Below are 14,517 nucleotides of genomic sequence, written 5' to 3' on the forward strand. Positions count from 1 at the left end.
TTTTGATGATTAAAAAAGTTCTTATTGCAAACCGGGGCGAGATTGCGCTCAGGATTCATCGTGCCTGTCACGAAATGGGCATCAAGACGGTGGCTGTGCATTCCACAGCTGACGCAGATGCCATGCACGTGCTGCTGGCTGACGAATCCGTCTGTATCGGCCCGCCATCATCCACCGACAGCTACCTGAACATCCCAGCCATCATTTCGGCGGCTGAGATTACAGGCGCCGACGCCATTCACCCAGGCTATGGCTTCCTGTCTGAAAACGCGCACTTCTCCGAGATCGTCAAAGAGCACGGTATCGCATTCATCGGCCCATCAGCCGAGCATATCCGCATGATGGGTGACAAGATCACCGCCAAGGAAACCGTGAAAAAGCTGGGTATCCCGGTTGTTCCGGGGTCCGAGGGCGGTATCACGGACGATGACGAAGCCAAGCGCGTGTGTGACGAAATCGGCTATCCCGTGATCATCAAGGCCTCCGCCGGTGGTGGCGGCCGCGGCATGCAGATTGTTCGCTCAGCCGAAGAGCTGTCGACCAAGCTGAAAACCTGCCGTACCGAGGCAAAGGCGGCCTTCGGTGACGATGCGGTCTATATCGAGAAGTTCCTCCTGAAGCCACGGCACATTGAGTTCCAGCTCATCGGCGACAGCTTTGGCAACTGTATCCACCTTGGCGAACGCGACTGTTCGCTCCAGCGCCGCCACCAGAAGGTGCTTGAAGAAGCGCCCTCACCTGTCATTGACAGTGAAACCCGTGAGCGCATGGGCGGTATTGTTGCCAAGGCAATGGCCGAGTTTGGCTATTGCGGTGCAGGCACCATCGAGTTCCTCTATGAAGACGGTGAGTTCTATTTCATTGAAATGAACACCCGTGTTCAGGTGGAACATCCGGTGACGGAGATGATCACCGGCATCGATATCGTGCGTGAACAGATTCGCGTCGCTTCGGGCGAAAAGCTCAGCTACACGCAGGACATGGTGCGTTTCTTTGGCCATGCCATCGAATGCCGCATCAATGCCGAACATCCGTTCACCTTCATGCCAAGTCCAGGCGTTGTGACCCAATATCACCCACCAGGTGGTCTGAACGTACGCTGTGACAGTGCCGTCTATGCCGGATACAAGATTCCGCCATACTATGACAGCATGGTCGCTAAGCTGATCGTTGCGGGCTACACGCGCGAAGGCTGCCTGCTCAGGCTTCGCCGGTCGCTTGAGGAATATGTGATTGACGGTGTGACCACCACTATCCCGCTCCATCAGGCCCTGATGGACGATCCGGACTTCCAGAAAGGGGATTACGATATCCACTGGCTGGAAAAATTCCTTGAAAAGCACAACGCAAAATAAAGTATATTAGGGGTTATGCCGCACGACAGTATAACCCCTAATCTTTTATTGCAGGCCTATGCAGCCGGGGTCTTCCCCATGGCTGAAAGCCGCGAAGACGAAGAACTGTTCTGGGTTGACCCCGAAGAACGCGGCATCATCCCGCTTGATAGCTTTCATATCCCGAAATCCCTTGCCAAAATTGTGCGCCAGGACCGCTTCACCGTCACTGTGGACCAGGCCTTTCAAAAGGTGGTGCAGGCATGCGCGCGCCCTGCCCGTGGCCGCAACACCACCTGGATCAGCGAACGTATTGAATATCTCTATACAGACCTTCACGAACGCGGCTTTGCCCATTCTGTGGAATGCTGGCTGAAGGATGAGCTGGTCGGTGGCCTTTACGGCGTGTCTCTTGGCGGTGCCTTTTTCGGGGAAAGCATGTTCCACACAGAAACAGATGCCAGCAAGGTGGCGCTGGTGCACTTGGTGGCGCGGCTTAAGGCCGGCCGTTTCATCCTTCTGGACACCCAGTTTGTAACGGATCACTTGAAGCAGTTCGGCGCGTGCGAGATGCCGCGGGACGAATATCAGGCGATGCTCAAGGCCGCGCTGATGATTCACTCAGCAAATTTTTATGGATTGGGGGCGTCGACGGACGGCTCTACCGTCCTGCAGTTGATCACCCAGACATCATAAACCGAATGCTCAAGCGGATTAAGGGCTGGGCTTGACGCAACCATCCAGCCCTCGAACACGCGTTCACGCTCTTCATCGCGCTTGATGTCGTCGATCTCCAGATACGCAAAGGTCTCTGGCGGTTCGATGGGCGGCCGGGTGCGGCAATAGCGTGCTTTAAGGGCCAGCGTTCCGAACCGTGCCTCTTCGCCAATCGGCAATTCAATTTCCGTGATGCGTGCGGTAATTTTGTCGAGCGCCCGAAGCACCACCACATTGTGGGCAACATTGTCAGGGTGGTCTGCAGCGCTGTCCCGCGGGGCTTCCTGTGCGGTCCCCGCGCCGGATTTCTGGATGGGAACCTGGGAGGCGTCTTGGGCAGCCACGCTATGGCCGCCAAGGCCGATAAGAAACGCCAGCGCGATATGCCGCAGGCCGGTTGTCATTCTTTGCTGTCGCCGGTTGCGAACTTGCCGAACAAGCTGATCAGGTCAACCGCGTCCTGGGTTTCCTCGATCTCATCACCGTCAGCGAGCGTCTCCAGCATGCCGCCTGGCAGCAGGCGCAGGTATTTGCCGCCCAAGAGGCCTTCCTGGCTTACGGCAGCAGCCGTATCGCTTGGCAGTTCAACGCCCTGCTCCACAGAGAAGCGGACAACGGCCTGGAACGTCTGGGTATCTAGTGTGTTTGAAAGCACAGACCCAACCTTGACGCCAGCAAGCCGGACGTCGGACCCAACGCCGATACCGTCAATCTGGTTAAACTTTGCCACCAGCGTGTAGCCGCCCGCCATGGCGCCGTCCGTGCGCTCATAGGCGAACATAAGGAACCAGCCTGCGATCAGCAGAACCAGCGCGCCAATAAGAGATTCAACAAGATTGCTCGACATAAACTACTTTCGCTGGCCGGGAGTGATCTACCCTTATGGGCGCCACGCCTCATAATCTGCTGTTGTTGCTGCGCGCTGAGCCGCATTTACGGCGCCAGCAGGCATATAAGCCTTTTCCGTACCTGTCAGGTTCGGCTGGTGCTCTTTTTCCCAAGGTTTGGTTTCAACGGTCTGCTCGGTCGGTAATACATCAACGGTGTAATGCAGCCAGCCGTGCCAGTCTGCTGGAACACGGGACGCTTCAACAGGCCCATTCTTGTAGATGACCCAGCGACGATGGCCGTTCTTTTCCTGATAATAGACATTACCCTGACTGTCTTCGCCGACTTTCACACCCTTGCGGCTCGTGAAAAGGCGCGTGCCGAAAGTGGCAGAGTTCCACCAGGTGAAGATCGGTGACGAAAACAGTTTAGAAATCAGACCAGTCATTACTTTTTTCCATCAATTACGGGAACATTCGCGCCCGTTTAGCACGTTTGGCCCCCAAGGAAAAGCCGCAACAACACCCATATTTCGCAATTGTGACATTTCCGGGGCCATTCCCAATCAGGGCCTTCTGATTCGGCTTCCCGCCCGGGCGAAGCGAAGCATGAAGGAATTGTTACAGGACCATTTGAATTTTTTTTATCGAAGTGAAAATCACACCCCCGTTTGGAAAGACTCATGGCGCTACAATGAGTCGTCCCCCGCACTTGATAAAAAGGGCCAATGTCAACCGCATTAAAGTGAAAAATAGGGCTTGTCCCCTCTGCCTTTTCCTACATAGGATTGGGCCAACTCAAGGGAGCGGCTACTAGATATAGTAGCTGGCAGAGAAATAGGGGCTGGACGGCGCGCGCCTGGGCAGGGGCTGTATTGCAGGCGCAAAAAGCTGCGAGAATCCAGTAAAACATGAGCGATAACCGAACGGGGGAACCGCATGCGTATTGAACGCCGTTTTACCAAAGACATGTCATGTCCATATGCTGGACAGGAGTGGCGTACTGCAGTCAGTGAAATCAGGAATCCGGACGGTTCGATCGTCTTCCATATGGATAATGTGGAGGTTCCCACAAACTGGAGCCAGGTAGCCACGGATATCATCGCGCAGAAGTATTTCCGCAAAGCCGGCGTTCCGCAGGCCCTCAAGCCCGTAGAAGAAGAAAATGTGCCAAGCTGGCTGTGGCGCAAGGAAGCGGACACGGACGCGCTTGAGAGCATGCCTGAAGACAAGCGCTACGGCAGTGAAGCAAGCGCCAAGCAGGTTTTCGACCGCCTCGCAGGCACCTGGACCTACTGGGGCTGGAAAGGCGGCTATTTCGATAGCGAAGCCGACGCCAAGACTTTCTTTGACGAAATGCGCTTCATGCTGTCGAACCAGATGGCGGCGCCAAACAGCCCGCAATGGTTCAACACCGGCCTGCACTGGGCTTACGGTATCGATGGTCCAGCCCAAGGCCACCACTATGTAGACTTCGAAACCGGCAAGCTTGTGAAGTCCAAAAGTTCTTATGAGCATCCACAGCCGCATGCCTGCTTTATTCAGGGCGTGTCCGACGACCTGGTGAACGATGGCGGCATTATGGACCTCTGGACCCGCGAAGCCCGTCTTTTCAAATACGGCTCGGGCACCGGCTCCAACTTCTCAAATATTCGTGGAGAAGGCGAAAGCCTCTCCGGTGGCGGAAAGTCCTCCGGCCTGATGAGCTTCCTCAAAATCGGCGACCGCGCCGCGGGCGCCATCAAGTCAGGAGGCACCACCCGCCGCGCCGCCAAAATGGTTGTGGTTGATATCGACCACCCTGATATTGACGATTTTATCAACTGGAAAGTTGTTGAAGAACAAAAGGTTGCGGCCCTTGTCTCAGGTTCAAAGCTGAATGAAATTCACCTGAACCGCATCATGAAGGCGTGCCATGACGCCAAGCCTGACATGGGCGACAAGGCGTTTGAACCGAAGGAAAACAAGCTGCTGAAGAAGGAAATCATCGCTGCACGCAAGGTGATGATCCCTGAAAACTATGTTCAGCGTGTTATCCAGTTCGCCAAGCAAGGCTACACGTCGATTGACTTCAAAACCTACAACACGGACTGGGACTCGGACGCCTACCTGACTGTGTCGGGTCAGAACTCCAACAACTCCATCCGCGTAACCGACGATTTCATGAAAGCTGTCAATGACGGCGCTGAATGGAACCTGGTCAGCCGCACAGATGGCAGCGTTGCCCGCAAGGTGAACGCCAAGGACCTGTGGCGCGATGTGGGCCATGCCGCGTGGGCGTGCGCAGACCCAGGCATCCAGTTCCACACCACCATCAATGACTGGCATACCTGCCCTGCCTCAGGCGACATCCGCGCATCCAACCCTTGCTCGGAATATATGTTCCTGGACGACACAGCCTGTAACCTGGCGTCCCTGAACCTGATGACTTTCCGCGCGAAGGACGGCAGCTTCAAGGTTGAGAATTTCAAGCACGCCTGCCGCCTGTGGACCATGGTGCTTGAGATTTCCGTCCTGATGGCACAGTTCCCATCCAAGGAAATCGCCAAGCTTTCCTATGAATTCCGCACACTGGGCCTTGGTTTCGCCAACATTGGCGGGCTTTTGATGAGCCTTGGTATGTCCTATGACAGTGACGAAGGCCGCGCACTTTGTGGCGCCATCACGGCCCTGATGACCGGTGAAGCTTACGCGACAAGCGCCGAAATGGCGTCTGAGTTGGGCGCATTCCCAAGCTACAAGAAAAACGCCGACCATATGCTGCGGGTGATCCGAAACCACCGTCGCGCGGCTTACGGCCAGGATGACGGCTACGAGAAACTGCACACCAAGCCTGTGCCGCTCGATATCGAAAGCCTGACCGACCCAGCCATCGGTGTGGCCGCTGGTGAAGCGTGGGATCGCGCGCTTGAAATCGGTGAAGAACACGGCTTCCGCAATGCGCAAGCCACCGTGATTGCACCAACAGGTACTATCGGCCTGGTGATGGACTGTGACACCACGGGCATCGAGCCTGACTTCGCGCTGGTGAAGTTCAAGAAGCTCGCCGGTGGTGGCTATTTCAAGATCATCAACCGCATCGTGCCTCAGGCCCTTGAGGTCCTTGGCTACGACGGTGAAGAGATCAACGACATCACGCTTTATGCCGTCGGTAACAGCACGCTCAAAGGGGCACCCGGTGTCAACCACGAGACGCTGAAGGAGCGCGGGTTCACAACGCGCGAGATCGACGCTGTTGAAGCCCAGCTGAAAAACGCGTTCGACATCAAGTTTGTGTTCAACCAGTGGACGCTGGGTACCGATTTCTGCAAGGAAACGCTTGGCCTGACGGATGAGCAGCTGAACGACTATAATTTCGACCTCTTGGCCGCCATCGGCTTCGACCGGGAAGAAATCGCAGCGGCCAACCTCTTCTGCTGCGGTGCCATGACGCTTGAAGGTGCGCCGCACCTGAAGGAAGTTCACTATAGCGTGTTCGATTGCGCCAACCCTTGCGGCAAGATCGGCAAGCGCTCGCTTTCCTGGCAGAGCCATATCCATATGATGGCGGCGGCGCAGCCGTTCATCTCCGGCGCGATCAGTAAAACCATCAACATGCCGAACTCGGCAGATGTGGATGACTGTATGGCCGCCTATGAGCTCAGCTGGTCGCTCGCTCTTAAAGCCAACGCGCTTTACCGCGACGGCTCCAAGCTCAGCCAGCCGCTGAACGCTGCGCTTCTTGACGACGAGGATCTTGAGGAAGAGCTCGAAGACCTGAATGTTGCCGAGCGCGCCGAAGTGATCACCGAGCGGATCGTCGAGCGCATTGTCGAGGTGGAACGCGAAGCTGGCACCAAGCGCAAGCGTCTGCCCGAGCGCCGCAAAGGCTACACCCAGAAGGCCATCGTTGGCGGGCACAAGGTTTACCTGCGGACTGGCGAATATGATGACGGCAGCGTGGGCGAGATCTTCATCGACATGCACAAGGAAGGCGCAGCGTTCCGGAGCCTGATGAACAACTTCGCCATCGCGATTTCCATCGGCCTCCAGTATGGCGTGCCGCTGGAGGAATTCGTGGACGCCTTCACCTTCACACGCTTTGAACCATTCGGCCGTGTGGAAGGCAACGACACCATCAAGATGTCCACCTCGCTTCTGGACTATATCTTCCGCGAGCTGGCGATCTCCTACCTGGGCCGCGATGACCTCGCACACGTTCAGCCTGCTGACCTGGCACCCGACACAACGGGCCGCGGCGACAGCGGCGATGGCTTGCCGGCGATGGATGAGGAAGTCACCGAAGCGCTTGAGCGCGTTCAGAAATTCGCGTCCTCCGGTTACGTTCGCGGCAGCAACCTTGTGGTTCTGAAGTCGAAAGAAACCAAGGATAGCAAAGAGTTAGAGACCGTTTCTGTTGCCACAGGTACGGCCGGCGTAGCCACAGTGGCTGTAGGTTCCGCCATGGCGAACGGTGCTACGGAAGCAACGGTTGACGCTCGGGTTGCGGCCCGTATGAAGGGATATGAAGGCGATGCCTGCGGCGAATGCGGCAACTTTACGCTGGTTCGTAACGGTACATGCCTGAAGTGCGACACCTGCGGCGGGACATCCGGCTGCAGCTAGGCACATAGAGAATTACCCCACCCACTAACCCGTCCCAGTGGGTGGATATCTCGGGGAAGGTTCTGCCTTCCCCAATTTTTTTGCCTGCGTCAGAACAGCCGGGCCAGAAGCAAAGAAACGTCCAGGCAGAGCCGTAAATTTACTATAATTTTCAACTTGTTGTTTCCTCGGCTCCATCACGAGCCTATAGTACTGCCTGCAACACTTGAGCCTTTACCAAATCTTTACTCACAAGATGTTCAAGTGTCGGGAATGCGCTGGCGCATCGCTCCGCATTCCGAATGTTGTATCTTTTCTCGTGGAGCTGACTGTGGCAGACACGCTTGGAAGCAAGGTTTCTCCGATTGCCAACCCATCGGGCGGTGGCGCTCAATCATCGCGCATCGTCAACACAAGCGCCGTTGCAGAGCGCCTGCCGGTTGGCATCCTTGTGTGCGGCGTAACCTCCGGCAATGTCATTGAGGCCCTGTTTATCAACGGTTTTGCCCGTGAGGTGTTTGACCTCAAGGATGGCGCGCAGATGCCCTGCACGCTGGACAGTGTCTGGAGCGCGAATGAGAATCACGTTCTTTCGGGCCAGATTCTGGAGGTCCACCGGTCCGGGCGCAGCGCCAGCTTTGAATGGTCGATCCGTGTCGGTGCCATTGAACGCTTCCTGTCGTCGCACCTGCTGCCGCTTGAAGATCACGAAGGCCGCATCTATCAGGTTATTTGCACCATTGAAGATCAGACGGCGGAAAAACTGGCAGAACGCAACCTTCTGCATCACGCCTTCCACGACGCCCTCACCGGCCAGCCCAATCGGGTCTTGTTCCGGAACAAGCTTGAAGAAGCCGTTACTGAATGCCAGCGCTCTGGCTCAGGCGCGGGCTGCGCGGTGCTGATCATCAACATCGACCGCTTCCAGCAGATCAACGAAAGCTTCGGGCATTCCTCAGGCGACCGGTTCCTGATTTCCATGGCCTCGACGCTTCGGCGCTGTATCCGCAGCTCAGACACCCTCGCCCGCCTCTCAGGCGACGAGTTTGCCATTCTTGTGTCTCACTTCAACGACATCGAAGAAGTGGAAATGATCTCCCGCCGTATCCATGACGCCATGGCGCTTCCCTATGATCTGGACGGCAATGAGGTTTTCACCAGCGTCTCGGTTGGCGTTGCCACAACCATTTCCAGCTCCACTCACCCGGAAGACCTGATCCGCGATGCCGATTTCGCCATGCACCGCGCGAAGTCTGCTGGCAAGGCGCGCACAGAGATTTACCAAAGCGATTCGCACCAGCGTGCACGCTCCCAGTTCCATCTGGAAACAGAGCTTCGGCGCGCAGTGGAACGGGGCGAGCTGGAGCTTAACTACCAGCCTATTATCGACCTGAAGACAGACGAGCTCCATGGGTTCGAGGCCCTCACGCGCTGGGTTCATAAAGACCGCGGCGCCGTCTCCCCTATTGAATTTATCCCGCTGGCGGAAGAAACCGGCGTGATCGTTCCCCTTGGGCGCTGGGCAGTCGATTCTGCCTGTGCTGCCGTTAAGTCCTGGCTTGATGAAATGGGCCCAGAAAAAACGGTTCCGGTGAATGTGAATGTCTCAGGCGTTCAGTTCGCGCGGGACGATGTTGCCGGCATGGTGGAAAAGGCGCTCAAGGAACATGACCTTCCAGGCCACCTTATCCGCATCGAGCTGACGGAAAGTGCCATTATGGCCAACCCGACCCGTATTTCCGAAACGCTGTCCCGCATCCGTAAGTTGGGTGTGAAAGTAGCGCTTGATGACTTCGGCACGGGCTACAGCTCGCTTAACTATCTTCACCAGTTCCCGATCGACATTATCAAGATCGACCGCAGCTTCATCAACCAGCTGGAAAAGGACAATGCGCCTTTCAAAATTCTGGAGATGATCGGCATGCTGGCGACCAACCTTGGCCACGAAGTGGTGGCCGAAGGGCTTGAGGACGTGGAGCACATCGAAATGCTGCGCAGTTTGGACTTCAGCTTCGGTCAGGGCTACTTCTGGTCAAAGCCGGTTGATACATCATCGGCCACAGAAATAGTCCGCGGCAAGCTGCCTTGGGCCTGAAGCCCTTGAAGGCACCATAACGGTGCACCACATATGGTTTAAAGACATTCACTCCGCCGACAGACAGGGAATGATATGAGCGAGGAAACCAGCAAAACATCCGATAAGGAGCCTGCCAAGAAGGCCGCTCCCAAAACCACGGCAAAAAAGCCTGCGGCTAAGGCCGCTACTGCGAAGAAGGCGCCTGCGAAAAAAGCGGCTACAACGCGGAAAACATCAAAGGCCGCGCCGAAGAAGCCCGCTGCGTCGAAGACCACAACCAAATCAACGGCGAAAAAGACCACAAGCCGGAAAGCACCTGCCAAGAAACCTGCGGCAAAGGCTGCTGCAGCCAAGACGCCAAAGCCCGAGCCCAAGGTTTCCAGCATTGCGGATGAGCAAGAGCGTATCTCTGAAGCTGCTGATAAGCCCGAAAGCACGGATACGGCCGCACGCGCAGGCGATGACAACGGCTTTGATGCTGAAGAATTCAAAGAGGCCATTAAACGAAAGGACTGGGGGTCACATTTTTCCAGGCTTCTGTTTGTGGTGCTCTATAGCGCGATTGGCTTTATCGCCGTTCAAGCCATCATCGTCCTGGCGCTTGCCCAGTTGGTGCTTATTGTGCTGAACGACAGCCAAAATGACACTGTCCGCAGTGCCATGACCATTCTTGGCCGCTATATCAGCGAAATCATGGATTACCTGAGCTTCGCAACCGATGAACGGCCCTTCCCGCTTGGAAAAGAGCTGCCAACAGACAGCGACTAGACGCAATATCTCTGTTTCACGCATACAAAAGGCGCCAAACGGCGCCTTTTTCTTTGAAGCCTGATGCAAGTCATCCTGGCTACATATAAAGGCCAGCCTGTTCGAACAAAACCTCGGCGCCCAGCCGAATAACGGCTGCGGCAACAATGGCGGTAAACAGTCCTTTGATAAGGTCAAACATGGTGCGATCTTACCTCAATGCCCAGGCTACAGCAAGCCTGCCAACCTCACTGAGCTTCTTGACCCTTCTGCCTTTGTAAAAACGCATCGCGGCTCCTTAATGCCACATCGGCATGATCAGAAAAGGCGCCGTCAATGCCAAGCGACCAGTAGGCATCCAATTCTGCTTCCATATCGGCGAAACCGTCCCCCACTTGATCGGCTCGGAACGTCCAGGGATGCACCTTGTATCCAAGCCGGTGCGCCTCCTCCAACACGCCAGTAGACTTGCCGTCACCGTCCATCAAGAGCTGCTTGTAGGGGCCAATTCCGGCGATAATGTTCCCGTACTTGTCAAGCGGTACATCCAGCCTGTAGCGGCCGGTGGATGGGTCTTCCGCGCCTTCAATCAGCCAGATGAGTGGCGCGCTGGTGTGGGGTGCAACCTCCACAAGGTAATCACCGCTAAAACACTGGAAATAAACGGGAATACCCGAACCCTGTGCATGCCTGAACACCTCAAGCAAGGCGGGCGTTGGGTCCAGCCCCATTGCTTTATAATCCAGCGGGTGTTTCATCTCGATATAGAGCCCCACCTGGCTGTCACCCCGCTCGGACTCCACGAGCGCGAAGATTTCCTCAATGGTCGGGACCACCTCTACCCCATCATAATCGGTGCCACGGGTCGGGCGCGCCTGCCGCGCCTTCAGCGTCCTCAGTTCGCTCAAGGTGAAATCAAAAACCCACCAGTCGGTCTTGCCGCGAATCTCCCGGCGCCTGTCCGCAAACTCGGGATGGTCTGCCACATTTGTGCTGTCGGACAAGTAAACGTCATGCCGGGCCACCAGCTTGCCGTCTTTGGTCATCACCAGGTCCGGCTCGATATAGTCGGCACCCATTTCGATTCCCATTCGGTAAGCCATCAGCGTATGCTCAGGCCGGTAACCACTTGCACCACGGTGGGCGATAACAATTGGATCAGCATCACCCGCATGAACCATCGTCATGCCTCCTGTCGCCATAAGGATCAGGCCGAAAAAAGCCTTTATTCTCAATTTCATAATCATACGCCCTTCGTGCATTTTGCAAACAGCGAAAGCACCCTGCCCTGAAAATGTGACAATCAGGTTTCCTTCGTGACCCAACCAACCAATTCAAGACTTGACGGTCTATTAATTCAAGGGCCTTTTATAGGTGGAGGATCGATTATGGATTTGGGACTAACGCTCGGCTCGCTTGTAGCCATTGTGATACTTGCCTTTCTGGCGTCAAAAATGTTCCCCAATAAGGGCCGCTTGGATGAAGAGCGCGTCTCGAGGAACCTGAAGCGCTATGAACCAGACGTGGATATCGACGATATTTTCATCGATGCCACAGGGAAATATGCGCTCGTCGGCCTTAAGGCCCCCGCTGAAAGCCTCGGTCTCTTGCGGCTTCTTGGTGACAGGGTGGTGTGCCGCTTGTTGACCGCCGCAGATATCCGTTCGGTTTTCAAGGATCACGCCCGGATCACGCTGGTTCTCAACGATTTCACTCAACCCGAGATCACCTTGACCATGTCGAATGACACGCTGAAATCTGTGGCCGATCTTCTTGACGCCTTCACCAACAAGCTGGAGTCCGCACATGCCGCTTGATCTACCGAAACCAACCGAGTTTGCGGTTCCAGCCTTCGTCTTTTTCGTGCTGGTGGAAATGATCTATGGCTGGAAGACGGGCCGAGCGAAATTCGAAGGCAAGGATTCCCTCACGTCTCTGTTCATGGGGCTTGGCAGCACGGTATCCGGCGCCATTACCGCGTCGCTTACCTTTGTCGTGGCCTATTGGGTTTGGGAAAACTTCCGCATTTTCGATATGGGGGCCAGTTGGCCGGTCTTTGCACTGGCCCTCGTGCTGGATGACCTGGCCTATTACTGGATTCACCGCTTCGGGCACCGCTCGCGCTGGATGTGGGCAGCCCATGTGATCCATCATTCAAGCCAGCACTATAACCTGACGACGGCACTCAGGCAGACCTGGACCAGCCAGCTCACGCCAAGCTTCCTGTTCAAATGGCCCATTTTCATCCTGGGCATTGAGCCGGCGATTGTATTCTTCTGCGCCGGGCTGAACCTGATTTACCAATTCTGGTTCCACACCGAGGCAATCGACAAGATGCCACGCTGGTTCGAGGCGGTTTTCAACACGCCAAGCCACCACCGGGTGCACCATGCCAACAACCCGAAATATCTTGATTCCAATTATGCTGGCATCTTCATCATCTGGGACCGGCTGTTCGGCACGTTTGTGCCGGAAGATAAAAACGAGCCCTGCCGCTATGGGCTTGTGCGCGACCTGGGCACGTTCAACCCGCTTCGTGTTGCATTCCATGAATGGTGGGGCATTGTGACAGACGTTTGGCACGCCAAGGGCTTCAGGAACAAGCTGATGTTCCTCATCGCCCCGCCTGGCTGGACGCCGGACGGCAGCCGGAAAACCAGCGACATGATCAAGGCAGAATGGCGCGAACGCCAGGAAAAAGCAGGCCATGAAGGCGCAGCGTCAGTCGCGTCTCCCGAAAAGGCGGCCTGACGGTTACGACATCACGCCAACCCGGAAACCGCCCCAGTGCCTGCCATTTACGGTGATTGGGGCGGAAATGTCTTTCATCAATACAAACTTGCCCTCGCCCATATCGCGGCGATAAGGCTGAATCTTGAAAGGGTCCCGGCTTCTACCAGCCCTTAAAGCAACCTTGTCGTCGTACATCCGGCGATTGCGGGCATTGGCCGCGTTCCAGGCCGGATCATCCTTGCGCTGAGGGTGCGAGAATTTTTTGTTGTGCGTGGGAAGATAGCCGTTCCGATCGAACGCGGCACAGATAACGATCTTGTCGTTTGATGCGACGATCTTTTCCTGCATGTCAAAAAGCAGCCTGTCTGTCAGTTCCGTAAATCGGGTTGTCACCTGCTCAGGGTTCGTGCCGGGAACTGGAACATAGTTTTCATCAAACAGGTCGTCTTCGGTCACGTCACCCTTCTTGACCGCTTCCTCAAACAACCCGCTGATCAGGGCTGCTGTATCTCTCGCGATCTGGACATATTGCGTATCCGCCGTCTCCACCTCAGTCCCTGCCGCGATCTGAACCAGTTTTTCACCGAAATCAACCAGATCGTTCAGCCGTTGGTCAGCGCTACGAAGCTTCTTGTCGGCAAGCACCGTGCCTTCCGCAACTTTTTCAAGCTGCTCGTCAACCACAACGCATGCCTCGGACATAGAGACAGTTGCCGCATCAATCCGCTGGTTGCAGTCAGCCGCAACGGAGGTCACACCCCGCATTTCCTCAAGGCTTTCCACCAATCCGTCAATATGAGACTGCGCTGTCTCGGCACATTCTGCGCCCTCATGAATGTCGCCTATCAGAGCCTTTACCTGGCTGGACAGTTCGCTCACAACATCGTTGATACGTTCTGTCGCGGCCCGGGTCTCGCCTGACAGTTTCTTTACTTCACCGGCCACAACGGCAAAGCCACGGCCTGCATCTCCTGCGCGGGCAGCTTCGATGGTGGCATTCAGGGCCAGAAGGTTGGTCTGGCTGGCAATCGCATCGATCGCAGCAGAAACCTGCCCTACGGTCTCGAGCGCGGCCGACAGGCCCTTAATGCGTTCCTCCAGCCCGTTAACCGTGCCGATAAGCTTGTTTGTCTGTGCAGCTGTGTCGCCAACAGCCTCACTTGAACGGTTGCTTACCTGTTCGATCTGGCTCAAGGCATCGCCGATATCGCCAGCAGCCCTTGATACTTCCTCGCGCCTCTGGTTCATCTCCTCGACAGACGATTTGAGGGTACTTGCCGTTTCGGCCTGTGCCGTAAAAAATGCGCTAACCTCTGTCACCGCGGCGGCCACGTCGGCGCAATTCAGGCTGAATTCGCTGGCATTTTCGGCGATCTCGACAATCGCGTCTTCAGTTTTCTGCAAGGACACTTCCACTTCCCCGATAATTAGTCGACTCACTATTCAAATAATTAGACCAACTTTCCGAAGATTTGGTTACTAGATTTGAAATCCTCCA

General features: G+C 55.8%; 12 protein-coding genes. 7 read left to right on the forward strand and 5 right to left on the reverse strand.

What is annotated here, in order from left to right:
- Positions 1-2 precede the first annotated feature (2 nt).
- Both accC and aat read left to right on the forward strand, forming a co-directional pair.
- Entirely contained in the window at positions 3-1,355 is a 1,353-nt protein-coding gene (gene accC, locus ACFO5Q_RS10615) for an acetyl-CoA carboxylase biotin carboxylase subunit (RefSeq protein WP_068145739.1), read from the forward strand.
- Positions 1,356-1,370: 15 nt separating this feature from the next.
- Positions 1,371-2,030: a leucyl/phenylalanyl-tRNA--protein transferase gene (aat, locus tag ACFO5Q_RS10620; RefSeq protein WP_068145736.1), complete on the forward strand. Its 660-nt coding sequence runs from the start codon at positions 1,371-1,373 to the stop codon at positions 2,028-2,030.
- Here the strand turns inward: aat and ACFO5Q_RS10625 are convergent.
- From ACFO5Q_RS10625 to ACFO5Q_RS10635, 3 genes are read right to left on the reverse strand one after another with little or no spacing between them, the layout of a single operon-like run.
- Positions 1,967-2,455: a DUF2155 domain-containing protein gene (locus tag ACFO5Q_RS10625; RefSeq protein WP_082719773.1), complete on the reverse strand. Its 489-nt coding sequence runs from the start codon at positions 2,453-2,455 to the stop codon at positions 1,967-1,969. The genes aat and ACFO5Q_RS10625 overlap by 64 nt on opposite strands.
- Positions 2,452-2,898, reverse strand: a complete 447-nt coding sequence (gene mlaD / locus ACFO5Q_RS10630) for an outer membrane lipid asymmetry maintenance protein MlaD (protein ID WP_068145732.1) — start codon at positions 2,896-2,898, stop codon at positions 2,452-2,454. The genes ACFO5Q_RS10625 and mlaD overlap by 4 nt, the downstream gene beginning before the upstream one ends.
- Before the next feature lie 33 nt (positions 2,899-2,931).
- Positions 2,932-3,327, reverse strand: coding sequence for an NADH:ubiquinone oxidoreductase subunit NDUFA12 (locus tag ACFO5Q_RS10635; RefSeq protein WP_068145729.1), 396 nt, complete (start codon positions 3,325-3,327; stop codon positions 2,932-2,934).
- A gap of 490 nt (positions 3,328-3,817) precedes the next feature.
- Here ACFO5Q_RS10635 and ACFO5Q_RS10640 point away from each other — a divergent pair, with 490 nt between their 5' ends.
- The 3 genes from ACFO5Q_RS10640 to ACFO5Q_RS10650 all read left to right on the forward strand — a co-directional run bounded on the left by ACFO5Q_RS10640 (position 3,818) and on the right by ACFO5Q_RS10650 (position 10,307).
- Positions 3,818-7,483, forward strand: coding sequence for a vitamin B12-dependent ribonucleotide reductase (locus ACFO5Q_RS10640; RefSeq protein ID WP_068145727.1), 3,666 nt, complete (start codon positions 3,818-3,820; stop codon positions 7,481-7,483).
- A 310-nt stretch (positions 7,484-7,793) separates the two neighbouring features.
- Positions 7,794-9,557: a putative bifunctional diguanylate cyclase/phosphodiesterase gene (locus tag ACFO5Q_RS10645; protein WP_197420977.1), complete on the forward strand. Its 1,764-nt coding sequence runs from the start codon at positions 7,794-7,796 to the stop codon at positions 9,555-9,557.
- A 75-nt stretch (positions 9,558-9,632) separates the two neighbouring features.
- A complete protein-coding gene (locus ACFO5Q_RS10650) occupies positions 9,633-10,307 on the forward strand; it encodes a DUF4389 domain-containing protein (RefSeq protein WP_068145722.1) in 675 nt (224 codons plus the stop codon).
- A gap of 227 nt (positions 10,308-10,534) precedes the next feature.
- Here the strand turns inward: ACFO5Q_RS10650 and ACFO5Q_RS10655 are convergent, their stop codons facing one another.
- Entirely contained in the window at positions 10,535-11,527 is a 993-nt protein-coding gene (locus ACFO5Q_RS10655) for a glycerophosphodiester phosphodiesterase family protein (protein ID WP_197420976.1), read from the reverse strand.
- Positions 11,528-11,674: 147 nt separating this feature from the next.
- On the opposite strand from ACFO5Q_RS10655, the gene ACFO5Q_RS10660 reads away from it, so the two are divergent.
- Positions 11,675-12,103: a hypothetical protein gene (locus ACFO5Q_RS10660; RefSeq protein WP_068145717.1), complete on the forward strand. Its 429-nt coding sequence runs from the start codon at positions 11,675-11,677 to the stop codon at positions 12,101-12,103.
- Positions 12,093-13,037 (forward strand): sterol desaturase family protein, encoded by a 945-nt coding sequence (locus tag ACFO5Q_RS10665; protein WP_068145713.1) that lies wholly within the window; start codon positions 12,093-12,095, stop codon positions 13,035-13,037. The genes ACFO5Q_RS10660 and ACFO5Q_RS10665 overlap by 11 nt, the downstream gene beginning before the upstream one ends.
- Positions 13,038-13,040: 3 nt before the next feature.
- On the opposite strand, the gene ACFO5Q_RS10670 is transcribed toward ACFO5Q_RS10665, so the two are convergent.
- Positions 13,041-14,429, reverse strand: a complete 1,389-nt coding sequence (locus tag ACFO5Q_RS10670) for a methyl-accepting chemotaxis protein (protein WP_156431906.1) — start codon at positions 14,427-14,429, stop codon at positions 13,041-13,043.
- Between the last annotated feature and the right edge of the window lie 88 nt (positions 14,430-14,517).

The organism is Kordiimonas lipolytica, assembly GCF_042651265.1.
GTDB classification, from domain to species: Bacteria; Pseudomonadota; Alphaproteobacteria; order Sphingomonadales; family Kordiimonadaceae; genus Kordiimonas; species Kordiimonas lipolytica.